General features: G+C 63.6%; 25 protein-coding genes and 2 pseudogenes. 16 read left to right on the forward strand and 11 right to left on the reverse strand.

The window, feature by feature from the left end; genetic code table 11:
* The first annotated feature begins 90 nt into the window (after positions 1 to 90).
* The 5 genes from lsr2 to ACO07W_RS13120 all read left to right on the forward strand — a co-directional run bounded on the left by lsr2 (position 91) and on the right by ACO07W_RS13120 (position 5069).
* Positions 91 to 429: a histone-like nucleoid-structuring protein Lsr2 gene (lsr2, locus tag ACO07W_RS13100; protein WP_421843757.1), complete on the forward strand. Its 339-nt coding sequence runs from the start codon at positions 91 to 93 to the stop codon at positions 427 to 429.
* A gap of 300 nt (positions 430 to 729) precedes the next feature.
* Positions 730 to 3276 (forward strand): ATP-dependent protease ATP-binding subunit ClpC, encoded by a 2547-nt coding sequence (gene clpC1 / locus ACO07W_RS13105; protein ID WP_421843759.1) that lies wholly within the window; start codon positions 730 to 732, stop codon positions 3274 to 3276.
* Between the two features lie 182 nt (positions 3277 to 3458).
* Positions 3459 to 3668: a CbtB domain-containing protein gene (locus ACO07W_RS13110; protein WP_421843761.1), complete on the forward strand. Its 210-nt coding sequence runs from the start codon at positions 3459 to 3461 to the stop codon at positions 3666 to 3668.
* A gap of 9 nt (positions 3669 to 3677) precedes the next feature.
* A complete protein-coding gene (locus ACO07W_RS13115; RefSeq protein ID WP_421843763.1) occupies positions 3678 to 4469 on the forward strand; it encodes a CbtA family protein in 792 nt (263 codons plus the stop codon).
* Between the two features lie 18 nt (positions 4470 to 4487).
* The gene (locus ACO07W_RS13120; protein ID WP_421843765.1) at positions 4488 to 5069 is read left to right on the forward strand and encodes a histidine phosphatase family protein; all 582 of its coding nucleotides are present in this window, start codon (positions 4488 to 4490) and stop codon (positions 5067 to 5069) included.
* 1 nt (position 5070) lies between these two features.
* Here ACO07W_RS13120 and ACO07W_RS13125 read toward each other — a convergent pair whose 3' ends face one another.
* The gene (locus tag ACO07W_RS13125; RefSeq protein WP_421845973.1) at positions 5071 to 6381 is read right to left on the reverse strand and encodes a Cpe/LpqF family protein; all 1311 of its coding nucleotides are present in this window, start codon (positions 6379 to 6381) and stop codon (positions 5071 to 5073) included.
* A gap of 28 nt (positions 6382 to 6409) precedes the next feature.
* Positions 6410 to 6727: a mycobilin-forming heme oxygenase MhuD gene (gene mhuD, locus ACO07W_RS13130; RefSeq protein WP_421843767.1), complete on the reverse strand. Its 318-nt coding sequence runs from the start codon at positions 6725 to 6727 to the stop codon at positions 6410 to 6412.
* Between the two features lie 69 nt (positions 6728 to 6796).
* Here mhuD and ACO07W_RS13135 point away from each other — a divergent pair, with 69 nt between their 5' ends.
* A complete protein-coding gene (locus tag ACO07W_RS13135) occupies positions 6797 to 7576 on the forward strand; it encodes an alpha/beta fold hydrolase (protein WP_421843769.1) in 780 nt (259 codons plus the stop codon).
* Between the two features lie 5 nt (positions 7577 to 7581).
* Here ACO07W_RS13135 and ACO07W_RS13140 read toward each other — a convergent pair whose 3' ends face one another.
* Complete coding sequence (locus tag ACO07W_RS13140; protein WP_421843771.1) at positions 7582 to 8493, reverse strand: A/G-specific adenine glycosylase; 912 nt, start codon at positions 8491 to 8493, stop codon at positions 7582 to 7584.
* On the opposite strand from ACO07W_RS13140, the gene ACO07W_RS13145 reads away from it, so the two are divergent.
* Together ACO07W_RS13145 and ACO07W_RS13150 are read left to right on the forward strand one after the other, a co-directional pair.
* Positions 8492 to 9115: a carbonic anhydrase gene (locus ACO07W_RS13145; protein WP_421843773.1), complete on the forward strand. Its 624-nt coding sequence runs from the start codon at positions 8492 to 8494 to the stop codon at positions 9113 to 9115. The two genes, ACO07W_RS13140 and ACO07W_RS13145, sit on opposite strands and share 2 nt — an antisense overlap.
* A gap of 183 nt (positions 9116 to 9298) precedes the next feature.
* A complete protein-coding gene (locus ACO07W_RS13150; RefSeq protein WP_421845974.1) occupies positions 9299 to 10105 on the forward strand; it encodes a hypothetical protein in 807 nt (268 codons plus the stop codon).
* Between the two features lie 25 nt (positions 10106 to 10130).
* Here ACO07W_RS13150 and disA read toward each other — a convergent pair whose 3' ends face one another.
* The 3 genes from disA to ACO07W_RS13165 are packed head-to-tail and all read right to left on the reverse strand — an operon-like array spanning position 10131 to position 13269.
* Entirely contained in the window at positions 10131 to 11207 is a 1077-nt protein-coding gene (gene disA, locus ACO07W_RS13155) for a DNA integrity scanning diadenylate cyclase DisA (RefSeq protein ID WP_421843775.1), read from the reverse strand.
* On the reverse strand, positions 11195 to 12703 hold the full coding sequence (radA, locus tag ACO07W_RS13160; RefSeq protein WP_421843777.1) for a DNA repair protein RadA: 1509 nt from the start codon (positions 12701 to 12703) through the stop codon (positions 11195 to 11197). Before radA ends, disA begins: the two co-directional genes overlap by 13 nt.
* 44 nt (positions 12704 to 12747) lie before the next feature.
* Positions 12748 to 13269, reverse strand: coding sequence for a hypothetical protein (locus tag ACO07W_RS13165; RefSeq protein ID WP_421845975.1), 522 nt, complete (start codon positions 13267 to 13269; stop codon positions 12748 to 12750).
* A 421-nt stretch (positions 13270 to 13690) separates the two neighbouring features.
* On the opposite strand from ACO07W_RS13165, the gene carD reads away from it, so the two are divergent.
* The 7 genes and pseudogenes from carD to ACO07W_RS13200 all read left to right on the forward strand — a co-directional run.
* Positions 13691 to 14179, forward strand: a complete 489-nt coding sequence (gene carD / locus ACO07W_RS13170) for an RNA polymerase-binding transcription factor CarD (RefSeq protein WP_421843779.1) — start codon at positions 13691 to 13693, stop codon at positions 14177 to 14179.
* A gap of 17 nt (positions 14180 to 14196) precedes the next feature.
* Positions 14197 to 14889, forward strand: a complete 693-nt coding sequence (gene ispD / locus ACO07W_RS13175; protein WP_421843781.1) for a 2-C-methyl-D-erythritol 4-phosphate cytidylyltransferase — start codon at positions 14197 to 14199, stop codon at positions 14887 to 14889.
* Positions 14886 to 15371: a 2-C-methyl-D-erythritol 2,4-cyclodiphosphate synthase gene (gene ispF / locus ACO07W_RS13180; RefSeq protein WP_421843783.1), complete on the forward strand. Its 486-nt coding sequence runs from the start codon at positions 14886 to 14888 to the stop codon at positions 15369 to 15371. Before ispD ends, ispF begins: the two co-directional genes overlap by 4 nt.
* A gap of 161 nt (positions 15372 to 15532) precedes the next feature.
* Positions 15533 to 16954, forward strand: coding sequence for a cysteine--tRNA ligase (cysS, locus tag ACO07W_RS13185; RefSeq protein ID WP_421843785.1), 1422 nt, complete (start codon positions 15533 to 15535; stop codon positions 16952 to 16954).
* Positions 16955 to 17593, forward strand: a pseudogene (locus ACO07W_RS13190) (TrmH family RNA methyltransferase); the annotation flags it as partial.
* Between the two features lie 126 nt (positions 17594 to 17719).
* Positions 17720 to 18994: an IS256 family transposase gene (locus ACO07W_RS13195; RefSeq protein ID WP_421840071.1), complete on the forward strand. Its 1275-nt coding sequence runs from the start codon at positions 17720 to 17722 to the stop codon at positions 18992 to 18994.
* Positions 18995 to 19051: 57 nt separating this feature from the next.
* A pseudogene (locus tag ACO07W_RS13200) lies at positions 19052 to 19348 on the forward strand (TrmH family RNA methyltransferase); the annotation flags it as partial.
* A 93-nt stretch (positions 19349 to 19441) separates the two neighbouring features.
* Here the strand turns inward: ACO07W_RS13200 and ACO07W_RS13205 are convergent.
* From ACO07W_RS13205 to ACO07W_RS13220, 4 genes are all read right to left on the reverse strand, one after another.
* Positions 19442 to 20683, reverse strand: coding sequence for an SLC13 family permease (locus ACO07W_RS13205; protein WP_421843787.1), 1242 nt, complete (start codon positions 20681 to 20683; stop codon positions 19442 to 19444).
* Between the two features lie 3 nt (positions 20684 to 20686).
* Positions 20687 to 21607, reverse strand: coding sequence for an MBL fold metallo-hydrolase (locus tag ACO07W_RS13210; protein WP_421843789.1), 921 nt, complete (start codon positions 21605 to 21607; stop codon positions 20687 to 20689).
* Positions 21607 to 22365, reverse strand: coding sequence for a LamB/YcsF family protein (locus ACO07W_RS13215; protein WP_421843791.1), 759 nt, complete (start codon positions 22363 to 22365; stop codon positions 21607 to 21609). The genes ACO07W_RS13210 and ACO07W_RS13215 overlap by 1 nt, the downstream gene beginning before the upstream one ends.
* 139 nt (positions 22366 to 22504) lie before the next feature.
* The gene (locus ACO07W_RS13220) at positions 22505 to 23209 is read right to left on the reverse strand and encodes a sensor domain-containing protein (RefSeq protein WP_421843793.1); all 705 of its coding nucleotides are present in this window, start codon (positions 23207 to 23209) and stop codon (positions 22505 to 22507) included.
* 208 nt (positions 23210 to 23417) lie between these two features.
* Here ACO07W_RS13220 and ACO07W_RS13225 point away from each other — a divergent pair, with 208 nt between their 5' ends.
* Positions 23418 to 24497, forward strand: a complete 1080-nt coding sequence (locus ACO07W_RS13225; RefSeq protein WP_421843795.1) for a LacI family DNA-binding transcriptional regulator — start codon at positions 23418 to 23420, stop codon at positions 24495 to 24497.
* A 14-nt stretch (positions 24498 to 24511) separates the two neighbouring features.
* Here the strand turns inward: ACO07W_RS13225 and kstR are convergent, their stop codons facing one another.
* Positions 24512 to 25111 carry a cholesterol catabolism transcriptional regulator KstR gene (gene kstR / locus ACO07W_RS13230; protein WP_421845976.1) on the reverse strand — a complete coding sequence of 200 codons (600 nt, stop codon included), beginning with the start codon at positions 25109 to 25111 and terminating at the stop codon, positions 24512 to 24514.
* Positions 25112 to 25199 lie beyond the last annotated feature (88 nt).

Raw genomic sequence — 25199 nt, forward strand, 5'->3', positions numbered from 1 at the left:
GTCTCGGATTGAGGATTCTGCGTTTTTATGGCAGATTGGTGAGTGGGGAATCTGTCCGAACTGAATGGAAAGAAACGCGAGGGTACGCCGATGGCGAAGAAAGTAACCGTCACCTTGGTCGATGATTTTGACGGTGCAGGCGCCGCTGATGAAACGGTCGAATTCGGGCTTGACGGGATGACGTATGAGATTGATCTCTCAACTAAGAATGCCTCAAAACTCCGTGGCGACCTGAAGGAGTGGGTGTCAGCGGGCCGTCGTGTCGGGGGTCGGCGGCGCGGGCGTTCCGGGGCTGGACGGGGTCGCGGCGCTATCGACCGTGAGCAGAGTGCCGCTATCAGGGAATGGGCTCGTCGGAACGGTCACAATGTGTCGACCCGCGGTCGTATTCCGGCCGAGGTTATCGACGCTTTCCACGCAGCGACCTGAGAGGTTTTCACTGACGCCCGGGCTTGATCCCGGGCGTCAGTGCTTTGTGTCGCTTTCGCTAGCGGCGAACTGATTGTCGCTCGGTACTGGAACGCTTCAGGGGCTTTTGTCGTTAATCTGTTGCAACAGGGGGATAAGCCCGGATGTGTCTAGCGGCATCGAACGCCATGGCGCCGTCGGGCACGGCGAGGTTAGGAACCCGAGTGGGCCGACTATTAGAGTGGACGGCAGGTACGCGGTGTCGGTCCCTGTGCCGGCAATGACGAAGTACCGATGGTGAGGGAGAGTAGGTAAACGCCGATGTTCGAGAGATTTACCGACCGTGCCCGCAGGGTCGTCGTCTTGGCGCAAGAAGAAGCCAGGATGCTCAACCACAATTACATCGGTACCGAGCACATCTTGTTAGGGCTCATCCACGAAGGCGAGGGCGTCGCTGCCAAGTCTCTGGAGTCGCTTGGAATCTCCCTGGAAGGTGTGCGAAGCCAGGTTGAGGAGATCATCGGGCAGGGCCAGCAGGCGCCGTCGGGGCACATCCCGTTCACGCCGCGAGCCAAGAAGGTTCTGGAGCTGAGTTTGCGTGAGGCGCTGCAGCTCGGCCACAACTACATCGGTACCGAGCACATCTTGTTGGGTCTTATCCGCGAGGGCGAGGGGGTCGCCGCCCAGGTTCTGGTCAAGCTCGGCGCCGAGCTGACCCGGGTGCGTCAGCAAGTGATCCAGCTGCTGTCCGGCTACCAGGGTAAAGAGGCCGCCGAAGCGGGGACCGGCGGTCGCGGCGGGGAATCGGGTAGCCCCTCTACTTCGCTGGTGCTGGACCAGTTCGGGCGCAACCTCACCGCGGCCGCGATGGAAGGCAAGCTCGACCCGGTCATCGGCCGCGAGAAGGAAATCGAGCGGGTAATGCAGGTGCTTTCTCGACGCACCAAGAACAATCCAGTGCTCATCGGTGAGCCAGGCGTGGGCAAGACGGCCGTCGTTGAAGGCCTGGCGCAAGCCATCGTGCACGGCGAGGTTCCCGAGACGCTGAAGGACAAGCAGCTCTACACACTGGACCTGGGTTCGCTGGTCGCGGGTAGTCGATACCGCGGCGACTTTGAGGAGCGGCTGAAGAAGGTTCTCAAGGAGATCAATACCCGCGGCGACATCATTTTATTCATCGACGAGCTGCATACGTTGGTGGGCGCCGGAGCTGCCGAAGGCGCTATCGACGCCGCATCAATCCTCAAGCCCAAGCTGGCACGCGGTGAGCTGCAGACGATCGGCGCCACCACGCTCGACGAATACCGCAAGTACATCGAGAAGGACGCTGCGCTGGAGCGCCGTTTCCAACCTGTGCAAGTCGGCGAACCGACCGTTGAGCACACCATCGAGATCCTCAAGGGGCTGCGGGACCGCTACGAAGCCCACCACCGAGTGTCGATCAACGACGCGGCAATTGTGGCTGCGGCGACCCTCGCTGACCGCTATATCAATGACCGGTTCCTGCCGGACAAGGCGATCGACTTGATCGACGAGGCGGGCGCCCGCATGCGGATCCGCCGGATGACCGCGCCACCGGACCTGCGTGAGTTCGACGAGAAGATCGCCGATGCTCGTCGCGAAAAGGAGTCCGCGATCGATGCGCAGGACTTCGAAAAGGCCGCGAGCCTCCGCGACCGCGAGAAGCAACTCGTGGCTCAGCGAGCGGAACGCGAAAAGCAATGGCGTTCAGGTGATCTTGACGTTGTCGCGGAAGTCGATGACAACGAGATTGCCGAGGTGCTCGGCAATTGGACCGGTATCCCGGTGTTCAAGCTTACTGAGGCCGAAACGACCCGGCTGCTGCGTATGGAGGAGGAGCTTCATAAGCGGATCATCGGGCAAGAGGACGCTGTCAAGGCCGTTTCCAAAGCGATTCGTCGGACCCGTGCCGGGTTGAAGGACCCCAAGCGCCCCTCTGGGTCATTTATCTTTGCCGGTCCGTCCGGCGTAGGGAAAACCGAGCTTTCCAAGGCGTTGGCCAACTTCTTGTTCGGCGACGACGATGCGCTGATCCAGATCGACATGGGTGAGTTCCACGACCGGTTTACTGCGTCACGGCTGTTTGGAGCCCCGCCGGGATATGTCGGTTACGAGGAGGGCGGCCAGCTCACCGAGAAGGTACGCCGCAAGCCGTTCTCAGTGGTGCTGTTCGACGAGATAGAGAAAGCGCATCAGGAGATCTACAACAGCCTGCTGCAGGTGCTTGAGGACGGTCGCCTCACCGACGGGCAAGGCCGCACAGTGGATTTCAAGAACACCGTGTTGATCTTCACTTCGAACCTTGGAACATCCGATATCTCGAAGCCGGTCGGCCTGGGCTTTACCCAGGGCGGCGGAGACAACGATTACGAGCGGATGAAGCAAAAGGTCAACGATGAGTTGAAGAAGCACTTCCGGCCGGAGTTCCTCAACCGCATTGACGAAGTTATCGTCTTCCACCAGCTGACCCGCAACGAGATCATCAAGATGGTCGACCTGATGATCAGCCGGGTATCCATCCAGCTCAAGAGCAAAGACATGGCACTGGAGTTGACTGACGATGCCAAGTCGTTGCTGGCCAAGCGGGGCTTCGATCCGGTACTGGGCGCGCGTCCGCTGCGGCGCACGATCCAACGTGAGATCGAGGACCAGTTGTCCGAAAAGATCCTCTTCGACGAGGTTGGGCCCGGGCAGGTTGTCACCGTTGGTGTGGATAATTGGGATGGCGAAGGTCCCGGTGAAGACGCGGTGTTCACCTTCACTGGTGCGCGCAAACCGCCGGCTGAGCCGGATTTAGCGAAAGCCGGAGCGCACAGCGCGAGCGGTCAGGGCCCAGCCGAGCAGTAGCTTCGCGGCAATTGGGGCCATAGACCGCTGGCCGTAATGCGGGCGTTTACACTGAGGCGTTGCTGTCGATGGTGTCGACATTGTGGTGTGACTCCATGGCAGCCGCGCCAATGCATTGAGTCAGCCGCGGCTCCCGTTGTCAGCACCCACGCGGTACGTGAGATTTCCTGAAGGAGTGAACTGTGGCGAATTCCGAGACCACCCACACCGGATCGGTTGATCTGGCGGCAGCGAACGCGGCGCTCTGGTTAGCGGCCACCGTCTTCCTGGCGCTGATAGCGCTCTATTTCGTCGGCATCGACCAGGGGGCAGTGTCCTTGTTCGGCAGCGACTCGCACGTGCACGAGTTCTTGCATGATGGGCGGCATCTACTCGGGTTCCCCTGCCACTAATCCGCCAGCGTGGAAAAACGACTGATAGCACGTGGGCTTCTGGCGGGCGTTGTGGGTGCCGTCTTGGCATTTTTCTTCGCTCGCCTGTTCGCCGAACCCGTGATAGCTCGTGCGGTTGCCTACGAAGACGGCCGCACCGAAGCTGCGCACTCCCATGGTGTGCACGAGCATGGTGTCGAGTTGTTCTCCCGAGGCGTGCAGAGCAACGCTGGATTGGGTTTCGGTGTATTGATTTTCGGCATTGCCATGGGGGCATTGTTCGCAGTTCTGTTCTGCGTCACCTATGGGCGGGTGAAGCATCTTGGGCCACGGGCTCTCTCGCTGGTGCTGGCAGCGGGCGCTTTTGCTGCCGTCTATCTGGTGCCGTTCGTCAAATATCCGCCCAACCCGCCGGCTGTCGGCCAAGCGGACACTATCGGAGCGCGAACCTTTTGGTATCTGGTTATGGTGCTGACTTCGGTGGTGCTCGCGATCGGCGCGGTGTGGCTGGCCCGCAGGCTTGCGGCCCGACTCGGCGATTGGAATGCCGCAATGTCTGCGGCAGGTCTCTATGTCGTGGCGGTCGCCGTCGTCCTGTTTGTCCTGCCGACTGTGGACGAGACACCCCAGCCGGTGCGCGACGCTTCGGGTGCGATCCTCTATCCAGGTTTCCCTGCCGACGTTCTCTACGACTTCAGGTTGTTTTCGCTGGTGACGCAGTTGGTGTTGTGGACGGCGATCGGGTTGGTCTTCTCGGTACTCGCAGGTCGGCTGTTGGGGGAGCGGACTGGCACCGGGCGGGCGGCGAGCACGGCGGCGTGACCGCATGATGATCGGTCCGTGACAGACGTCGTCCGGCTGACTCTGGTGTCGCACGCGATGACCCACGCAATGGTCGCTGGTTGTTTCCCCGCGGACGAGCCGCTCAATGACACCGGCCGTCGTCAGATCAAAGCTGCTTGCGAGCGAGAGGCGCTTGCCCTCCGGGGGGCTGATTCTGGCATTCGTCAGCTTGCCGGGCCTGAGCAGCGTGTCCAGCAAACCGCGCAATTGCTGGGTCTGCAGTCCGCAACGGAGCCCCTGCTAGCCGACCTCGACTGCGTGGGTTGGCGCGGGAAAACGCTTACCGACGTCGATCCAGCAGAGTTGCACGTGTGGTTGACCGATCCTGCTCAGTCGCCACACGGTGGTGAGTCGCTCGTCGACCTGATGGGTCGAGTAGGTGAATGGATGAAGACACTTGAGTCGCCGACTGACAGCGTGTCACGCACAGTGGCGGTCACGCATCCAGCAGTCATCCGCGCCGCGATCTTGATTGCTCTTGGCGCGGCCCCGAAGTCGTTCTGGCGCATCGACATCGCACCAGTCAGCTGCACCACCATGAATTTCCGTCGGGGTCTCTGGACGCTTCGATTGTTGTGATTTATCGCGGGGTAATCAGCGCGAAGACCTGCTTGGCTACCTTCAGCATCCAGCCGGTCACATTCGGGCCGTGGTCGCGGGGCCAGTTCAGTTGGAAGCTCACCACCCAGGGCTGATGTGTCTTGTCGACGGCGTACCAGCTAAATGTGAGATCACCAGGCAGGCCGCCGGCCTTCGCGGCGACGTACGGCCATTCGTCACGATGCAGATGTATCCCGGCGACAGCGGACATGATCTGTCTGACGGGTGCCGCCTTGCCAACAGCGTCGGCTTGCAGCGCCGCGTGCACTCGGCAAATGTCGGAAGCGCTTGCGTACCACTCCGCGCCGTAACTAGAGGCTGGTTCATGAGCGCGGGTTGGATCGGGTTGGTAGGGATTGGAATTCGCTTGCGAAAGCAGCTTGGCGCGGACCTGTTGAGACGCCTGCTTCCATTCATCTCGCAGATCTGGCTGACCCCAGCCGATGGCGAACAACTCGTACATCGTTGGGAAGGGCGTCATACTTTCCGGATCATGGTGGCCAGCGGTGGCGAGTGCCTCTTCGATGGCGTGTGTCCCGAGTCTTCCGATCAGCAAGTCGGTGGCCATGTTGTCGCTTTTGGCGATCATCTTCTCGGCGGCTGTGCGCACCGAAAGTGCTGCGCCTATGGCTAACTCGCGTCCAGACGCGCCGACAGCCTTGCCCTTGGCGGTGACGGTGAGCTTGTCGTCCCACGACACCGTTCCGCTATTGATCGCGCGGGCTACCGCGTGCAGCACGTACAACTTGAAAATCGATGCCAACGGCAGGGGTTCGCCGGTGTTGGTGCCTTTCACCGGATCACAATGGCCGTTGTCGACCTTGGCGACCTGATATGAGTAGCGGGCGCCGGTTTTACTTAGCACCGCGTCGACGTCTTGCCACGAGGTGATTGGTGGGGCAAGCGTTTCGACGCCAAACCGGTCGACACGGCCGTCGTCGTCGGTGTGGATCCGGATGTCCTGTCGTGCGCCGTAGGACGAAACCAGGTGCAGGGTGGCGACGCTGGCGCCTATGTCCACGCTCTTGAAGGTGAAGGGGCGATCCCACCAGAGTTCTTCCATGGTGGCTTCCACCGAGTCGACCTCGTCGGGCGCCGCAAGGGTGCGAACGCCGACAGGGCCGATGGGCCAGTCCGAATTGAGCATGTCCATGGTCTGCTTCGCCCGCACACCGGGCGGCGTCCTGGTGTCGATCTGGCTTGCCGGGCTCGATGCGTTCGCATGCGAGGCTGTCGAGGAGGCGCAGCCTGGTGCTAGCGGCACTACCAACGCAGCGGCAGCGCCCAGCATGACGAAGCGGCGCAGCGCCCGGCGCTGGCTAGCCAGTCTCACCGGGCCCGACAACGTCGAGGACAACCTCGAACTCCAGCAGCGCTGCGCCAGTTGCCACCGGCTGGGCTTGGTAGCCGGCGTGGGCTTCGATGGCGGGTCCATTTGCCCACGCCTGAAATGCTTCATCAGACTCCCAGTGTGTCACTACGAAATAGCGATCTTCACCCGCTACCGGCCGTAGCAGCTGAAACCCGAGGAAACCCGGAGACTTCTCGACCGCGTGCGCGCGATGGGCGAAACGCTTCTCCAGCTCAGGGCCAGCGTCAGTGGGCACGTCGATCGCGTTGATCTTCACCACTGACATCCCGCTAGGCTACCGTGCCATTCTGATGGGGTTACCCGGCTCCCGAGTGATAGCGGACGTACTCGCAAAATGGCAGGTATGCCCACTGATCTGTTGACGCACCGGGGTGGACGGGGAGAGCCGCTGGTTCTGGTGCATGGGCTGATGGGTCGTGGTACTACCTGGTTGCGTCAGGTTGCGTGGCTCAGCGGGCTGGGCGCCGTATACACCTACGACGCGCCCTGGCACCGAGGCCGCGACAACGACGATCCGCTCCCGATCAGCACCGAGCGATTCGTCGCCGATCTGGGTGACGCGGTGCGCGCGCTGGGTGAGCCAGCCCGGCTGATCGGCCATTCGATGGGCGCCTTGCACTCGTGGTGTTTGGCCGCTGAGCGTCCCGACCTAGTTTCGGCGCTGGTGATCGAGGACATGGCCCCGGATTTCGTTGGCCGCACCACCGGCCCCTGGGAGCCGTGGCTGCACGCGTTGCCAGTTGAGTTTAGTTCTGCCGAACAAATATTCGCGGAGTTTGGACCGATCGCCGGCCAGTACTTTCAGGAAGCCTTCGACCGGACGGATACGGGCTGGAGGCTGCATGGCCACACCTCGCGCTGGATCGAGATAGCCGCCGAGTGGGGCACCCGCGACTACTGGGCGCAGTGGCGCGCCGTGCGGTCCCCGGCGCTGCTCATTGAGGCCGGCAACTCGGTCACGCCGCCCGGGCAAATGCTTGAGATGGCTGACATAGGCTGCAAAACAACGTATTTACGAGTACCCGAAGCGGGTCACCTGGTTCATGATGAGGCGCCCAATGCGTACCGGGAGGCAGTCGAAGCTTTCCTGACGGCGTTGAAAACGCGCGACTGATGCGGCTACTCCTCACCCGGTAATGCGAACCGGCCGTCCGGGGTTCGTGTTACCAGACCGTCGACAAGCAACGATTCCAATGCCCGGTCGCACTGCTGGGCATCGCTGAGCCACGCCACGTCTAGCTCTGTTCGAGTCACCGGAGATGTTTGGGCGCGTAGCACGTCGAGCAGGCGGCCACGCACCTGACGATCAGTTCCCGCGTAGCGTTGGGCGCGGCGCGCTGGACGGAGCGGGGGCGGATAGCCAGCCTGGCGCCACTCACACGCTTCGATCGGGCACAGCCCGCAGCGAGGCGTCCGCGCGGTGCACACGATGGCGCCCAATTCCATCAGGGCCACCGAAAACTCTGGCGCCGTCTGGTCTTGTGGCAGTAGCGCGTTGACGTCGGCGTGGTCGCGTGCGGCCGACGCCGGGCCCGGGTCGGCGCGGCCGTGCACAGCTCGGGCGACAACGCGGCGCACATTGGTGTCCACCACCGGCACCCACTGGCGGTATGCGAAACATGCCACCGCGCGTGCGGTGTAGCTGCCGACACCGGGAAGTGTTAGTAGGACCTCGATATCGTCGGGCACTACATCGTCGTGGTCTCGCGCAATGGTGATGGCGCACTCGTGCAACCACTTGGCCCGCCTCGGGTAGCCGAGCTTGCCCCAGGCGCGCAGAACGTCGGCGGTGCTTGCCGTCGCGGTGGCCGAAGCGGTCGGCCACCGTTGCACCCAGTCCGGCCAAATTTTCAGCACCCGGGCGACCGGAGTTTGTTGCAGCATGAACTCGCTGACCAGAACCTGCCACGCGCTGACGCCGGCTTCTCGCCAGGGCAGTTCGCGACGCGAGCGGTTATACCAGGCGAGTAGGGCCTCAGCTGGGATGGGTGGGGAGCCGGTCACGGGTGGGTGCGGCAGAATGTGAGACATGCCCAACTCCACCCCAGTCTCCGCATGGAAAGCACTCAAAGAGGGTAACGAGCGATTCGTCGACGGTCGCCCTGAGCATCCCTGTCAAAGTGTCGAACATCGGGCGAGCCTGGCCGCTGGCCAGAAGCCGACCGCGGTGATCTTCGGCTGCGCCGATAGTCGGGTGGCTGCGGAGATCATTTTTGACCAGGGGTTGGGCGACATGTTCGTCGTCCGTACAGCCGGACATGTCATCGATTCGGCGGTGCTGGGCTCGATTGAATACGCGGTCACGGTGTTGAACGTGCCACTTGTGGTCGTTCTCGGCCACGATACGTGCGGCGCGGTCAATGCCGCGCTGTCGGCGGTTGACAGCGGTGCGCTGCCTGGCGGCTACGTGCGCGACGTTGTGGAAAGGGTTGCGCCATCCATCCTGCTGGGCCGACGCGACGGTTTGACCAGCCCGGAAGAATTCGAGCAGCGGCACATCCATGAGACGGTTGCTCAGCTCATGGTTCGCTCGACGGCGGTCGCCGAGCGGGTCGCCGCAGGAAGTTTGGCGATTGTGGGGGCCACCTACCAACTCGCCGCCGGCAAAGTGGTGCTGCGTGATCACCGAGGCGACATCGGCGAACCGCAGTAGCAGATCTTTAGCGGTCATCGGCCGCTCAGCCGCATGGCGACCAATATGCCCGTTCGGTCAGCCAGGGCGGCAGCAAGCTGCTCCACCCCAGTGGTTGCCCGATGTGGCACCCAAGACGATCAGCGTCGCGACACGCCGAGAGAGGTCGAACAACTCGGGGTGACCTGGCCTTACCGTGAAAATGTGCTGGATCTTGAACCGCATGGCCCGTTGCCTACCGAGATTTACTGGCGGCGCCGGGGACTAGCCCTCGGTGTTGCCGTAGTCGTGATCGGCATTGCGGTCGCTGCGGTTATCGCTTTCGTGGGCAAAAGCGCCGGGGCCAAGCCTGTCAAGGACAACAAGCCTGGCTCCGCTGAACAGCACTCAGCCCCAGCGGCGCCGCAAGCCCCTAAGGCACCCCAAAAGCCTGGCCAAAACGAAGGTCACGCTGCCGCCCCGCCGGGGCGGAATCCAGCGGCTCCCACGCCTACCGCCGCGGTGAAACCGCCGCCGGTGCTCAAGGAGGGCGATGACTGCCCTGATTCGACACTTGCTGTCAAAGGTTTGACGAACTCGCCGCAATACTTCGTCGGCGACCAACCGAAGTTCACGATGGTGGTCACCAACATCGGGCTTGTGTCCTGCAAACGCGATGTCGGCGCCGCGGTGCTGGCGGCGTACGTCTATTCGTTGGACCACAAGCGGCTGTGGTCCAACCTGGACTGCGCGCCTTCGAACGAGACCCTGGTCAAGACCTTCGCCCCCGGTGAACAGGTGACTACAGCGGTGACCTGGACCGGGATGGGGTCGGCACCGCGTTGCCCGTTGCCGCGGCCTGCGATAGGGCCGGGTACCTACAACCTGGTTGTTCAGCTGGGAAATCTTCGGTCAAACCCGGTTCCATTCGTCGTGAATCCGCCACCGCCTCCACCTGGGCCGGCGCCGGCGCCAGGGCCACCGGCCGCCCCGCCACCGCCTGAGGCGCCGCGCGCAGCCCCTGGCAGGTAGCCGGCATTCGAGCCCGCCGGATTGCTCACTGGTCGGCGATGGTTGATTCCGCCAGCTGGGAAAGCCCTTCTCGAACGTGCCGAGCCCACACCGTGCCGATGCCCTCCACCGATTGCAGGTCGTTGGCGCTGGCCGCTAGCAGGCCTTGTAGCGTTCCAAATGCTCGGACTAGGAGCTCGACGTGGGCGAACTGCAGTCGAGGTATTCCGGCCATCGCACGGTAGCCGCGTGGACTCAGCGCTAAGTATTGGGTCTCGGTCGTTGTCGGGTATCCGAAAACCTTCGCCAGCACCGAAAGTTCTAGAAGTTCGGTGTCCGACATAGCGTCTAGCTCATCGAGGGTGCTAGAGATCTGCAGCTCGGACAGGGGCCCGGGGTTCGCGTGATAGTCGCGCACGATCAGGTCGCGGGCGGTGTCGTTACCGCCCAGCAACTCCTCCAGTTGCAACCGCAGCTGACGCCCGTCAGTGCCAAGCTCGACAACCTCGTAGTCGATCGCGAGACCGATCCGGTGTACCAACTCGAGCCGCTGCACGACCGTCATAACATCGCGCAGCGTGACGAAGTCTTCGATTTCGGCCCTCGACAATTGGCGGTTCATCTCATCGAGCCGGGTCTTGTGGCGTTCCAAGGTGGCGATCGCCTGATTGGCCCGCGACAGGATGGTTGCCGAATCGGCTAGCATTCGGCGCTCGCCGCCGACGTAGACCGTCACGATATTCATCGAGTGGCTGACCGAGATCACCGGGTAGCCGGTCTGGATCGCGGCGCGTTCGGCCGAGCGGTGGCGGGTTCCGGACTCATCGGTGGATATCGACGGATCGGGAACCAGCTGCACGTTGGCTCGCACGATGCGGGTGCCGTCGGTGGACAACACGACGGCACCGTCCATTTTGGAGAGTTCACGTAGTCGTGTTGGTGCGTAGGGGACATCGAGGGAGAAGCCGCCGTCGCAGATGGCCTCAACACGCTCGTCGTGGCCAAGAACGATCAGCGCGCCGGTGCGGCCGCGCAAGATCCGTTCCAGGCCGTCTCGGAGTCCGGTGCCTGGTGCCAGGCGGGCGACGGCTTCGCGCAGGGTAGGGCGAGTCACAGCGTGCATTCTGCTACGGACGGGCTACCCGATGGGGTGTGACTGGCCGGTCCGCGCGTCACCTGCTGGCGCGTCAGCGGTCGTTGCGCGGTCGTGGCGGTGGCGCCATGGTGGTCGGCGAGGTCGATCACGTGCTCTAGCGCTGAGACGATCGTGGGTGCGCGAAGCGTTCGCAAGCCCGGTGGCGCGATGTCGGCACCTGCGTCGCGGCCGGGGGGGATGAGCGCGAAAGTGAAACCCTGACGAGCGGCTTCAGCCAAACGTTGTTGCATGCCATTAACCTGCCGCAAATCACCTGCCAGCCCGACCTCACCGATCATCACCGCGGTCGTCGGTAGCGGCAGATTTGCGTATGCGGAGGCCAGCGCGATCGCGACTGCGAGATCCGATGACGGATTTGTCAACCGCATCCCGCCGACGGTGGACAGGTAGATGTCGTTGGGTGCGATGGTCAGTTGGGCATGCTTTTCCAGGACGGCGGCGATCATCGCTGCGCGGGCATGGTCTATTCCACTGACCGCTCGTCGCGGTGAGCCGCCGGACGGCGTTGCCAGCAATGCTTGGACTTCGCCAATGAGTGGTCTTCTCCCGTCCAGGGTAACGGTGATCGCGGTGCCGGGGACGGGCGTGAGCCGTTGATCCAGGAAGAGGTTCGATGGGTCTGCGACGGCGTCGATTCCGTTGCCGTGCAGCAGGAAGCAGCCGACCTCGTCAGCGGCGCCAAACCTGTTTTTGACGCCACGGACCATCCGGACTTCGCTGTTGCGGTCACCTTCGAAATGCAGCACAACATCGACGAGGTGTTCGAGCGAGCGTGGTCCGGCGATTGCCCCGTCCTTAGTGACGTGACCAACCAAAATCATTGCCGCCCCACTGGTCTTTGCCACGGCGGTGAGCCCAGCCGTTACGGCACGCACCTGGGTGACTCCGCCGGCGACGCCGTCGGACTCACTGGCGGACATCGTCTGTACCGAGTCGACGATGACCAGATCGGGTCGGACGGTCTCGATGTGGTCTAGCACCGCGTGCAGGTCGGATTCGGCGGCGAGGTAAACGTCGTCGATCTCCTTGCCGTCGCAGCCGGTCCGATCGGCGCGCAGCCGGATCTGACCGGCGGATTCCTCGCCTGAGATGTACAGCGCACGTTGTCCGGACTGTGCGCAGCGGTGAGCGACTTTGAGGAGCAAGGTTGACTTGCCGACACCGGGATCACCGGCGAGCAATGTCACCGAACCAGGCACCACGCCACCGCCGAGCACCCGGTCGAGCTCGTCGATGCCTGTTGAACGGCGCTGGCTCAGGGTCGGCTCGATGGAGCTGATCGGCATAGGTCGTGAGGTCGCACCGGCAACCGGACGGCCTGACCGGCGGCTGCGCCCGACCGCATGGTGCGGTTTCGCCTCGTCGACAGTGCCCCAGCTACCGCACTCTAGGCAGCGTCCAACCCACTTGGCGCTCAGATGGCGACATTCAGAACAGCGGTACTGGAAACGTGCATTGGCCACGCCGTGACCGTAGCTGGCGGGTATGACAGCTACGGGCAGCTAGATCAGGAATTGTCGGCGGGAGTCGAAGCATCTTCTCCGGGCGAAGCGAGCCCGGCCGAAATTGGCACCATCACGCTAGCTTGCCCAGCCTTCTCGAAATTGAAAGTGAAGCTATAGGTGAGGCCGTTTGAGATGGGCTTAGTCAACGTGACCGTCGCTTTGGCCGTCTCATTGGACCGCAACGGGCCCGGTGCGACCTTCTGGCCGTCCGGGCTACCGACCAATAACGTCCCGCCGGCAGGCAGCATTGCGTTGCCGGTCACCGCCACCGGACCGATCTCACTGGTGATGCTCGTCAGTCGGTCCGTCACGTCCGGCGATTGGTTGACGGCTACCAGCACCAGGCTCACGGCTCGGCCGGGCTGGAGGCAATCACTTGTCTGCTCGGCTTGGATACGGATGTCACGCAGCGCCACATTGTTGAGCGTGAGCTTGTTGCCATTGACAGCAGGCTCCTGAGTCGCCGTCTGAGAAATTTGGCCGGCTCCGCAGCCGCTCAGCGCGGCAGCAATCAGGCCGCCCATAGCGACCTGGGCGGCCAGTGAGCGAAGGCGGATCTTGCGGTTCACGCGGTGCCTCCTGCTAGGCCTCGTACTGGAGTCGTCACGTAGCTGTGACGGCATAATCAAGATGGTTCGTCTAAGTAGACTAGTGGTTAGCTTCCTGCTGCGGTAGGCGCCACCTCAATCGGGTCAGATTTGGGTTGTTAGCGGCGCCTACAGCGCCGGTGGTGATGTCCGTCGGCTAGGTGCCCTCAATCGATCGGCGTTCGCGGCCTAGCGGGCCAGAAAGCCCACCGGCGATGGCCCGATGCACCGCGCATTGCACGTCTGAAGCCGCCTGTCAACCCCCAGTATCCATCCGATGTGCCCCTGACCTGCACTGTTGATGTACGTGCGTTGCGGTGGCGTGTTAGGATGAAGCAACGAAAGGGGCTCGAATCAGATGATCTTCAAGGTCGGCGACACCGTTGTCTACCCGCACCACGGTGCTGCGTTAGTCGAGGCGATCGAAAGCCGAACCATCAAAGGAGAGCAAAAAGACTATCTCGTCTTGAAGGTGGCGCAGGGTGACCTGACCGTACGCGTGCCTGCCGATAACGCAGAATATGTTGGTGTTCGCGATGTCGTAGGTCAAGAAGGTCTTGACAAGGTTTTCCAGGTTTTGCGCGCCCCGCACACCGAAGAGCCAACCAACTGGTCGCGTCGCTACAAGGCCAACCTTGAGAAGCTTGCTTCCGGCGACGTGAACAAGGTCGCCGAGGTGGTGCGTGATCTGTGGCGCCGCGACCAAGAGCGTGGCTTGTCCGCCGGCGAGAAGCGAATGCTGGCCAAGGCCCGGCAGATTTTGGTCGGTGAATTGGCGCTTGCCGAGAGCACTGACGACGCCAAGGCGACGACCATCCTCGACGAGGTTCTGGCCGCCGCGTCCTGAATGCCCCGGGAAGCTCGGTGATCGGGGGTCCGGGCAGCGTTGTCGCAATCGTCCCGGCCGCCGGTTCGGGGGAGCGCTTGGCTGCGGGTGTTCCCAAGGCGTTCTATCGAATTGAAGGCCTCAGTTTGGCCGAGCGGGCTGTCGGTGGCCTGCTGGAATCTGGGGCAGTTGACACTGTTGTCGTAGCAGTGCCCCCGGACTGCATCGATGAGGCAAAACGCCTCCTCGGCAGCCAAGTCGTGGTTGTTCCCGGTGGCTCGAACCGTACCGAATCCGTCGGTCTGGCGTTGTCGGCTGTCGCTGCCTGGTCGGGGGCCTCGGAACCGGAGTTTGTGCTGGTGCACGATGTGGCGCGGGCGCTGACGCCGCCGGATTTGATCGTGCGGGTGGTTGCCGCGTTGCGGGCCGGCCAGGTTGCCGTCGTTCCGGCGCTGGCGCTTTCTGACACCATCAAGGCCGTGGATGCCAACGGGGTGGTTCTGGGTACGCCGGCGCGGGCCGGCCTGCGAGCGGTACAGACCCCGCAGGGATTCGCTTTCAGGCTGCTCGAGCGTGCCTACCGGCATCTTCCAGAAGCTGCTTTGACCGACGACGCATCCTTGGTTGAGCAGATCGGTGCCCAGGTCCAGGTAGTGCCGGGAGACGCACTCGCATTCAAGATCACTACCAGGCTGGATGCGTTGCTTGCTCAAGCGATTGTGCGTCGATGAACGAGTTGCCACGTGTCGGACTCGGTACCGACGTGCACGCGATCGAGCCCGGCCGGCCGTGTTGGCTGGTGGGGTTGCTGTTCCCGAGCGCCGACGGTTGCGCTGGACATTCCGACGGCGACGTCGCCGTGCATGCCCTCTGCGATGCCGTGTTGTCGGCTGCTGGGCTGGGCGACATTGGCGATGTCTTCGGCGTCGACGATCCGCGTTGGCAGGGCGTCAGCGGTGCCGATATGTTGGGCAATGTCGTCGAGCTGATCACCCAACATGGTTATCGGGTCGGCAATGCCGCCGTTCAGGTCATTGGCAACAGACCGAAGATCGGTTGGCGTCGGTTCGAGGCGCAGGCGGTGCTGTCGCGTCTGTTGAACGCGCCGGTATCGGTGTCGGCGACGACCACCGACGGGCTTGGCCTTACCGGGCGCGGCGAAGGCTTGGCAGCCATCGCGACCGCTTTGGTGGTTCCGCTCCGATCTTCCTAGCTGCTGCAGCGGCACACCCTGCATCGCGGCGAGAAACCGCCGCTGTTGCGGTATAGGCGAGTCCAGGCCGGCGGGCGTAGCGGGCGGCGATCTGGTCCGCGTGGCGGTTCAAAGAAGAGCTGGGCGAATTCAACCCCAGCAAGGCAGTAAGCTGGCACGTCGTGACCGATCGCGCTGGCCTGCGGCTCCATGATACGGCGGCTGGCGCTGTGCGTGATTTCGCACCGCTGCGGCCCGGGCACGTCTCCATCTATCTGTGTGGAGCCACCGTGCAGAGTCAGCCGCATATTGGGCATGTCCGCAGCGGAGTAGCCTTCGACATCCTGCGCCGATGGTTTGTTGCGCGGGGCTATGACGTCGCATTCATTCGCAATGTGACCGATATCGACGACAAGATTTTGACCAAGGCTGCTGCTGCGGGCCGGCCGTGGTGGGAGTGGGCAGCCACCCACGAACGAGCATTCACCGCCGCATACGACGCCCTCGACGTGTTGCCGCCGTCAGCAGAACCACGCGCTACCGGGCACGTCACACAGATGATCGAGCTGATCGAGCGCCTAGTCGAGGCAGGCCACGCTTACACAGATCTCCGGGAAGGCGGCGGCGACGTCTACTTCGATGTGCTCAGTTATCCCGACTACGGTCAGCTGTCCGGGCACAAGGTCGGCGACGTCCATCAAGGCGAGGGCGTGGCTAATGGCAAGCGCGACCAGCGGGACTTCACCCTGTGGAAGGGGGCCAAGCCCGGTGAGCCCTCTTGGCCGACGCCGTGGGGCCGCGGACGTCCCGGGTGGCATCTCGAATGTTCAGCGATGGCCGGCAGCTACCTGGGCAGCGAATTCGATATCCATTGCGGTGGGATGGATCTGATTTTCCCGCACCACGAGAACGAAATCGCGCAGAGCCGTGCCGCCGGCGACGGGTTCGCTCGCTACTGGCTGCACAACGGCTGGGTGACGATGGGTGGGGAGAAGATGAGCAAGTCGCTGGGCAACGTGTTGTCCATGCCGGCGATGCTGCAGCGGATCCGGCCAGCCGAACTGCGCTACTACCTCGGCAGCGCGCACTATAGGTCGATGCTGGAATTCTCCGAAACCGCCCTGCAAGACGCGGTCAAAGCCTATGTCGGGGTCGAGGACTTCCTACACCGCGTTCGTACCCGGGTGGGAGCGGTAGCTCCGGGCGAGTGGACTCCGCGGTTCGCCCAGGCGCTTGACGACGACTTGTCGGTCCCGATTGCGCTGGCCGAGGTGCACCGTGAGCGTGCGGAGGGCAACCGTGCGCTCGACGTTGGTGACCACGACGGCGCGCTGGTCAGCGCCCGCGCAATACGCGCGATGATGGGCATCTTGGGCTGTGACCCGCTGCACGAGCGCTGGGAAAGCCGCGATGAGACGTCGGCGGCGCTGTCTGCCGTCGATGTCTTGGTACAGGCCGAACTGGAGAATCGACAGCGGGCTCGCGAACAGCGCAACTGGGCGCTCGCCGACGAGATCCGGGATCGGCTTAAGAAGGCCGGTATCGACGTCACCGATACCGCAGACGGGCCGCAGTGGTCGCTATTGGGCGGAGACAGCAAGTAGATGGCCGGCAACTCGCGGCGCCGGGGAGCGGTACGCAAATCCGGCAGCAAGAAGGGCCCTACCGTCGGATCTGGTGGCCAGCGCAGGCGGGGCTTGGAGGGGCGCGGCCCCACGCCGCCGGCCCATATGCGGCCTAATCATCCCGCTGCGCAGCGACCCCGTCCGCAGCCGCGCCGGCACGGCAAACGCACCGACGAAACCGAAACCGTGCTGGGTCGCAACCCAGTGTTGGAATGCCTGCGTGCCAGTATTCCGGCCACTGCTTTGTACGTTGCGCTAGGTACCGAAGCTGACGAGCGATTGACTGAATCGGTTTCCCGGGCGGCCGATTTAGGTATCGACATCTTGGAGGTGCCGCGTACTGACCTGGACCGAATGACTGCCAACCATCTGCATCAGGGCATTGCGCTGCAGGTGCCGCCGTACGCCTACGCCGATCCCGACGATCTGTTGGTGGCTGCTAGGCAAGCACCGCCGGCGCTGTTGGTTGCATTGGACAACATTTCCGACCCGCGCAACCTCGGCGCGATCGTACGGTCGGTGGCAGCCTTCGGTGGCCACGGCGTGCTAATTCCCCAGCGCCGCTCTGCCTCGGTGACTGCAGTCGCTTGGCGCACCAGCGCTGGTGCCGCGGCCCGGGGTCGCGTCTCATCGCTGGTGTAAATGGTCACGGGCGTAGGTTCCGTCGCAACCGACGAAAGCTATGAAGGAGGGGCTACGCCCGTGACCAAGCGAGTATCGCCGATTGAGCGTGTGCGTGTTGAGATGGATCAGTTGTTCGCCGCGACCGAGCGGCCGTTGACCGAGATTTTGGAGGAGGTCGGGCGGTTATCGGTGCGTCTGGTGTTTCAGGTCGCCGTGGAGGCCGAGGTAGAAGCAGTGTTGGGCCGAGCCCGTCACCAGCGTCGGGTTCAGGACGGCCCGGGCGGGTACCGCAATGGGTATCAACCGCCGGCGACGGTGAAGACCACGATGGGCTCGGTCGAATTATGCCGCCCGAAACTACGCGACACCGACGAGCGGTTCTGTTCGCGGCTATTCGGTGCCGGGGTGACGCGCACCCACGCTCTGGAGGCGTTGGTGATTTCGGGATGGGTGCGCGGTTTGTCGGATCGCGACATCGAGGCCGCGTTGGCCGAGGTGCTGGGCTCGCAGGCGGCGTTGTCGCGCTCGACGGTGAGCCGGATTTGTGCGGCCATCAAAGACGAGTTCGCTGCGTGGTCGTCTCGACGCCTTGATGAGCTGGTGTTGGACTACCTGTTCTTGGATGCCTCGAACTTTCGGATGCATCCCAACGCCCCGGCCGAGCCGGTGCTGGCCGCCTGGGGCATCTGCACCGACGGCAAGCCCCTGTTTATTGGGCTGGCCCCAGCCGCAGCGGAGTCGGCTGATGCGTGGGCCGACTTCTTGGCTGACCTGAGGAACCGGGGACTACGCCCGCCGCTACTGGGCATCTCCGACGGGGCGCCGGGCCTGATCGCCGCATGGGAGACCACGTTTCCGGCAAGCCTGCGTCAGCGGTGTCTGATCCATCGCTGCCGTAACGTCATCGCCAAGACACCTGTCGCGGTCCAGGACGAGATCAAAGCCGCGTTCTGGTCGATCTTCGATGACATTGACCAGCCACCCGGCCAGCAGGCCGTGGATGAAGCCACCCGCCGCGCCGAGGAGTTCACCACCACATACCGCGGGCTCTACCCAGCCGCGGTCGCTTGCCTGGCCAACGACTTCGCCTCGCTGAGCGTGCATTTGCGCTTCCCCCGCCAACACTGGACACGCATCCGCCATTCCAACCTCATCGAACGCACCTTCGGAGAATCCCGTCGCCGGGTCAAGGTCATCGGCCGCCTACCCGGCGAAACCAGCTGTCTGTCGCTGGTATGGGCCGTCCTCGACCGCGCCAGCCGCGGCTGGCGCGGAGTCACCCAAACATCAGCGACCAGCCGCCACCTCCAAGAACTACGCCACCAACTGCTCGAGCCACCCCGCCCACTGCATCCCCCCACCACAACAACCACGACCGACACCACCGCCGCGTAACATGACCACCAGGAACATGCGCCCAGCGTTTTTACACCAGTCCTAAGACGCCACCCGGCCCGGATCCCGGTGGCCCGGGCCACCAATCTCACCCGGACCCTGCAGAGTTGGGCTGATCGCGGGCTGCGGGTGATCGGCTTGGACGCGGGCGGGGACACCACCGTCGACCATCTCGACGGTGCCGACCCGCTCGTCATAGTGGTCGGCTCGGAGGGCAAGGGGTTGTCCCGGTTGGTGCGACAGAACTGTGAACAGGTGGTGTCCATCCCGATGGCCGACCAGGTGGAGTCGCTCAACGCCGCGGTGGCTGCTGGTGTGCTTCTCGCCGAAGTCGCCCGGCAGCGCAGAAGCTGACCAGTTGCTGTCCTGCCCAGCGCACGCTCACGCGAATCGCTGCCGCGTTTGTGCGGCCACGCCACGTCGGCGGCCGGCGCTGCGCTCAGTGCGTCAAATGCCCAGCAGCTGCGCGCTTGCCCACAGTGCGACCACCGCCACGACTAGGGCGGCGGGAACGGTACACAACCCGAGCCGGGTGTACTCGGCAACGCTAGCCTCGACGTTGTGTTGACGTAGCACGCGGCGCCAGAGCAGGTTGGACAGCGATCCCACGTAGGTCAGGTTGGGGCCGATATTGACTCCGATCAACACGGCGAGGATGGCCACCGGACCGCTGGTCGCGGCCAAGGGCACCAGCACCAATGTCGCGGGCAGGTTGTTGACCATGTTAGCCAGCACCGCCGCAATCACTGCGGTTCCCAACAGCGCCAGTAACCCTGAACCGGTCGGCAGCAACCCGGACATCCTGGTGGACATACCGTTGACCATGACAGCTTGCACGACAACGCCTAAGGCGAGCACGAACAGCAAGAACGGCACGTTCACCGCATGCAGGATCTCTGCCGGCGACGTGTGTCCGCGGCGGAGGCTGCGCACTGCCAACACCGAAGCACCAGCAAGCGCAACCCATGCCGGCGCCACGCCCAGTGAGTGGCTGACCGCGAACCCGGCAAGTGTCAGCGCCATGACCACCAGGACAAAGATGGGCGGCTGCGGTGGTGGTCCGTGCTTCTGGTCATCCGGTTGCTCGCGCAGGTCCGAGGCGAAAAACCATCGGAAGATGATGTACACGGCTGTCACCGCGGACAGCCACGGCAGCGTCATCAGCAGGGTGAACTTGGTGAATGAGATATCGGCGGCGTTGAAGGCGAGCAAGTTGGTCAGATTCGATACTGGCAGGAGCAGCGAGGCGGCATTGGCCAGATGGGCGGTGGCGTAGGCGTATGGGCGCATCGGGGTCCGCAACCGTCGGACGGTAGCCAAGACCACTGGGGTCAACAACACCACGCTGGCATCCAAACTGAGCACTGCGGTGATGCTGGCAGCTATGACGAACACCTGCTTCAGCAGCCCTCGCGGTCCGTCGCTGGCCCGCGCCATCGCGGCGCCCGCGGCATCGAAGAGACCCTCGTCGTCGCACAGCTTCGCTAGCACCAGCACCGCACCAAGAAATCCGACCACACGTGCCAAGGAGGCCACCTCGGCGGTCGCCTCCTCAGCCGAGATTGCGCCGACCGCGATCAGGATGGTTGCTGCTGGGATCGCGGCCAGCGCCTCCGGCCAACCCCGCGGACGGGCAACCGCGAATCCAAGAACGATGGCAAGCAGGACTAGCGCGAGGGTCAGGGTCAACGGCTAGATCCAGGGGTCCTCACGCTGCCATACCGTCGGCATTTGCAGCGCGACGCCGTCCGCTGTGGCTAGCCCGTCGAGCACACGGATGGAATCGTCCAAGTCGTCGCCCACATAGGGCAAAGCCCGCAATGGCTTGGACAACGGGCGGAAAAAATCATCCCAGTGGATCAGAACGACACGGCGCGCGCCGACCGTGCGTACCGTCTCGGTCCAGTAGTCGACGAGATACGGCTCCGGTTTTAGGCCGAGTTGACCGACACTGAGGTAGACGACATCGGCGCGGTGGCCTGCTAATCCGCCTTTCACGAAACCAGCGCTGCCTTGGATCAACAGCCGTCGGTCGGACGGCCGGTGGTGGATCAGCGTCGACCACGCTTCACCGCACCGATAGGCCGATATTTTTACCGGCGGTATCAGGGGCTCGCTGATGACGCCGGGATACCGGTCGGGCGGGCAGTGGTGCGACGCCAGCAGTGTGACGTCGTAGCCGCCCAATCGAAGTGGTTCACCGGGGACCACGATGGTGAGACGGTTCTCCGGCAGTCCGTAGCCGCGCCCGACATTGGCCGTGGACTCGCCGCCGACCAGCTGTGCGCCGGTCCGATCGGCGACCAGCGCGGAGTCCATCGCATGGTCGACATGGGTGTGCACGGGTATTACCGCGGCAAGCCGCGACACGTTGGCCCGGGCAAGGCAGCCGTCGACGCGCGCCGGTGAAGGTGACACCTTGCGAGCGGCGACGTGGGCCAGGCTGGGGCGAGAGAAATATCCGTCGGTCATCAGCGCCGACGACCCGTCGTCGAGCAGCAGGGTCGCCACGCCTAGCCACATAACCGACAGCGGTGTATCAGCGGTGGCTGTAGGCACACTGAACCGATGTGAGTGCCGGGCTATGTCAGGCCGGCCGAATTTCAGCCGCATCAGCAGAACGCCTTGAGTTCGGTTCCGGCGGCTTTGAGCTGATCGCGCACTGCCGCTGCGATCTCCACGGCCGCTGGCGAATCGCCATGCACGCATACTGATTCGGCCGTGACGGCAAGTTGCGTACCGTCGACAGCCGTGACCTGGCCGGCGGTCACCATGGTAGCCACCCGCCGAGCAATCGCTGCCGGATCGTGCAACACCGCGCCCGGTTCGCGGCGGGAAACCAGCTGGCCGTCAGGCTGATAAGCGCGGTCGGCGAAGGCTTCGGCTACGGTGCGCAGGCCGCGACTGGCTGCCTCGTCGAAAAACACTGAACCGGCCATACCCAGTACCGGCAGTCCCGTGTCCACTGCTCGCACCGCCTCAGCGACGGCCGTGGCCTGCTCGCGGTCGGACACGATCGCACTGTACAGGGCGCCGTGGGGTTTGACGTAGGCTACTTCGGAGCCGGAAGCCTGGGCGAGCGCCTGCAACGCACCGATCTGATAAACGACATCGGCGAGCAGATCTTTGGCAGCAACATCGATGTAGCGCCTGCCGAACCCGGCGAGATCGCGGTAGCCCACCTGAGCTCCGATCCGGACTCCGCGTTGTGCGGCCGATCGACACACTCGCAAGAGGCCGGCGGGGTCACCAGCATGAAAGCCGCACGCGATGTTGGCACTGGTGACAATCCCGAGCATGGCGTCGTCGTCGCCAAGCCGCCAGACGCCGAAACCTTCGCCCAGGTCGGCGTTGAGGTCGATACAGGTCACTTAGCCAGCTTAGAAGCTAGGCCATCATGAGCTTCGGGAGTGAGCGGTGCGTCGGGCAGCTGAGCAAGCCGGTGTCCAACTCACAGCCAAAATCGCGATGGAGTTATTGCGTTGACGTGGTGTCCCGGCGCTAGCGCGCTTAGCGCTGAGTCACCCTGGCCGCGATTTGTTCGGCGATGTCGCGTGCTCCGGAACTGGTCGGGTCGTAATCGCATGTCACGATGTCGATGGAGATATTGTTGCGCACGGTCAGAGCTCGCTGGCAGTTCCATCCGTCGCCATCCTCCTGAACCTGCGAGACACCGAGTGTGCCGTTGTCGTTGGTGACGGCCGCAACGGTCCACACGGTGTCGGACTCGCCTGGGTTCACATCAAAAAACCGACGGTTTGAACAGGCGTTCCAGCTCTGCACAGAGGTGCGGTAGAAGGCGGCGGCCGCACGAGCGGAGGGGAAAGCGACGACGGCTTGAATAGCGTAGTGCTCGCGGTCTTGGGAGTCGTCGATGCTGTCGTCGAGCCGCTGGCCGCGTACCGCGGTCCAGCCGGTGTCGGCATAGACCTCTGCTTGCGCGGGGCCATCGATAGCCAGGCAATTCTTGTCGGCGACGCTATCACTCCAGTCCCACATCTCATCGGTGCCGAACCACAGCTCCATCGAGGTCGCACCCAGCGCTTTGTCGATCTCGTCGACGTCAAGCAGCAGTGTTTCGAGAGCAGAAACGGGTATCGGGTCCTGATTGAGCGGTCCGGCGTTGTTGGGCGCCACGGCGCTCCCGTCGACGGTGACTGTGCAACCGGCGGCGAGCATGCACGCACCGGCCAGAGCGGCTATCGGCAGGCGCATGGTTCCTCCCGGGATCGGCGTCGCGAGACGATGCGCGGGTGCCGCGCGACCGACTCGGCCGGTGCGACCAGCTTAAGCGCACGGCTGCCACCAGCGCCGGGGCAATCAAGAAAGACTAGGGGCTCAAACCGTTCGTGCGGACCGGCCAGCGGCCCGAGTAGTAGCGCCGGCTGGGCGATGTGCAGCGTCGGCGGTAGCCTCACGGAGCGTGAGTCCCACATCGAGTAGTCGGGCGACGCTGGCGTCGGTAGCGGCCGAACTCAATGTGTCGCGCACTACGGTCTCCAATGCTTTCAACCGGCCGGATCAGCTTTCCGCGCAGCTACGTGAGCGGGTTCTCGCCGCAGCCAAGCGGCTGGGGTACGCGGGGCCTGACCCAGTGGCGCGATCGTTGCGAACCCGAAAAGCCGGTGCTGTCGGTTTGGTAATGGCCGAGCCGCTGACCTATTTCTTCAGCGACCCGGCGGCGCGGGATTTCGTTGCCGGAGTTGCGCAATCATGTGAAGAACTGGGCAAGGGGCTACTACTGGTCGCGGTTGGGCCCAGTCGAAGTCTCGCCGACGGCACGGCCGCCGTACTCGCTGCCGGAGTGGACGGATTCGCGGTGTATTCGGTGTGTGACGATGATCCGTACCTACAGGCGGTTCTGCAGCGGCGACTGCCGGTGGTGGTGGTCGATCAGCCTAAAGGCCTGCCCGGTGTATCTCGCATAGGCATTGACGACCGTGCGGCGATGCGCAACCTAGCTGACCATGTGCTGGCGTTGGGGCATCGCGAAATTGGGTTGCTCACTATGCGACTTGGCACGGACTGCCGCCAAGGCCTGGTAGATGTTGAAAGGCTGAAGTCAGCGACCTTTGAGGTGCAGCGGGAACGCGTCATCGGCGTTTGGGAAGCGATGGCAGCTGCCGGCGTCGATCGGGACGCGCTGACCGTAGTGGAAAGCTACGAGCACCTGCCGACATCGGGCGGCAATGCGGCGAAGGTGGCGTTAGAGGCTAATCCACGGATTACGGCGTTGGTCTGCACCGCGGATATTCTGGCCCTGTCAGCCATGGATTACCTTCGGGCACACGGCGTTTACGTCCCCGGTCAAATGACCGTGACCGGGTTCGATGGGGTGCCCGAGGCGCTGAGCCGCGGGCTGACCACTGTCGCGCAGCCGAGCCTGCGGAAGGGCCGCCGGGCAGGTGAACTACTGCTGAATCCGCCGCGATCCGGCTTGCCGGTTGTCGAGTTGCTGGACACCGAGTTGATTCGAGGCCGCACGACGGGACCGCCAGCGTAGCTGGTCCGCAGGTGTTAACCGGCTTCCTGATTACCGATCAACAGGCGCACAGCCAGGTCCAGCCGCTTGCTGACGTCGGTAGCCGAAGCTCGTCGGGTGAGCCACGCAAGCAGGTTCGACAACCACACATCCGAGATCACTCGTGCTGTGTGGTATTGGTCCTCGGTGGGTACGCCGTCGCTCATCGCCCGCGCGAACATGGAGTCGATCAGCTTTTCGACTTGGTCGACTTCACTTGCTGCCGAAGCGTCCGCGAAAACGTAGGCACGCGTCATCGCCTCGGTGAGTAGCGGGTTGCGTTGCATCGCGCGGTTGAGCTTGGCGACCATGAAGCTCAGCCGCTGAAACGGAGTCCCGCCGCTGACTGCGGATCGGTCGGTTTTTGCGTCGATGCGGCTGAATTCACGACCTAACGCCGACACCAGTAGATGCACCTTCGACGGGAAGTATCGATACAGCGTCCCAACGGCGACATCGGCTCGGTCTGCTACGGCGCGCATCTGAACGGCCTCGTACCCGCCTTTCGACGCAATGGCCATGGTGGCATCTAGGATTCGCTTCCGGCGCTCTCGCTGCGCTTCTGAGCCAAGTTCGGACTCGGCCAGTACCGCCATCTTCATGACCTCGCGGGGCGGTGTATCGGGAGTCTGGCCCGGATTGGTGTTCGCTGGCGACATGAAGTGGGCAGCTCTCCTCCCGGGC

This window comes from Mycobacterium sp., assembly GCF_965230835.1.
Lineage (GTDB): Bacteria > Actinomycetota > Actinomycetes > Mycobacteriales > Mycobacteriaceae > Mycobacterium.

Coding starts and splice junctions, on each gene's coding strand:
- ACO07W_RS13210 (WP_421843789.1), bottom strand. CDS start 21,607: ATGCGGCTGAAATTCGGCCGGCCTGACATAGCCCGGCACTCACATCGG.
- disA (WP_421843775.1), bottom strand. CDS start 11,207: ATGCACGCTGTGACTCGCCCTACCCTGCGCGAAGCCGTCGCCCGCCTG.
- ACO07W_RS13125 (WP_421845973.1), bottom strand. CDS start 6,381: ATGCTGGGCGCTGCCGCTGCGTTGGTAGTGCCGCTAGCACCAGGCTGC.
- ACO07W_RS13220 (WP_421843793.1), bottom strand. CDS start 23,209: ATGCGCCTGCCGATAGCCGCTCTGGCCGGTGCGTGCATGCTCGCCGCC.
- ACO07W_RS13195 (WP_421840071.1), top strand. CDS start 17,720: ATGGATCAGTTGTTCGCCGCGACCGAGCGGCCGTTGACCGAGATTTTG.
- mhuD (WP_421843767.1), bottom strand. CDS start 6,727: ATGTCAGTGGTGAAGATCAACGCGATCGACGTGCCCACTGACGCTGGC.
- lsr2 (WP_421843757.1), top strand. CDS start 91: ATGGCGAAGAAAGTAACCGTCACCTTGGTCGATGATTTTGACGGTGCA.
- carD (WP_421843779.1), top strand. CDS start 13,691: ATGATCTTCAAGGTCGGCGACACCGTTGTCTACCCGCACCACGGTGCT.
- ACO07W_RS13145 (WP_421843773.1), top strand. CDS start 8,492: ATGCCCAACTCCACCCCAGTCTCCGCATGGAAAGCACTCAAAGAGGGT.
- ACO07W_RS13135 (WP_421843769.1), top strand. CDS start 6,797: ATGGCAGGTATGCCCACTGATCTGTTGACGCACCGGGGTGGACGGGGA.
- ispF (WP_421843783.1), top strand. CDS start 14,886: ATGAACGAGTTGCCACGTGTCGGACTCGGTACCGACGTGCACGCGATC.
- clpC1 (WP_421843759.1), top strand. CDS start 730: ATGTTCGAGAGATTTACCGACCGTGCCCGCAGGGTCGTCGTCTTGGCG.
- ACO07W_RS13165 (WP_421845975.1), bottom strand. CDS start 13,269: ATGGGCGGCCTGATTGCTGCCGCGCTGAGCGGCTGCGGAGCCGGCCAA.
- kstR (WP_421845976.1), bottom strand. CDS start 25,111: ATGGCGGTACTGGCCGAGTCCGAACTTGGCTCAGAAGCGCAGCGAGAG.
- ACO07W_RS13140 (WP_421843771.1), bottom strand. CDS start 8,493: ATGTCTCACATTCTGCCGCACCCACCCGTGACCGGCTCCCCACCCATC.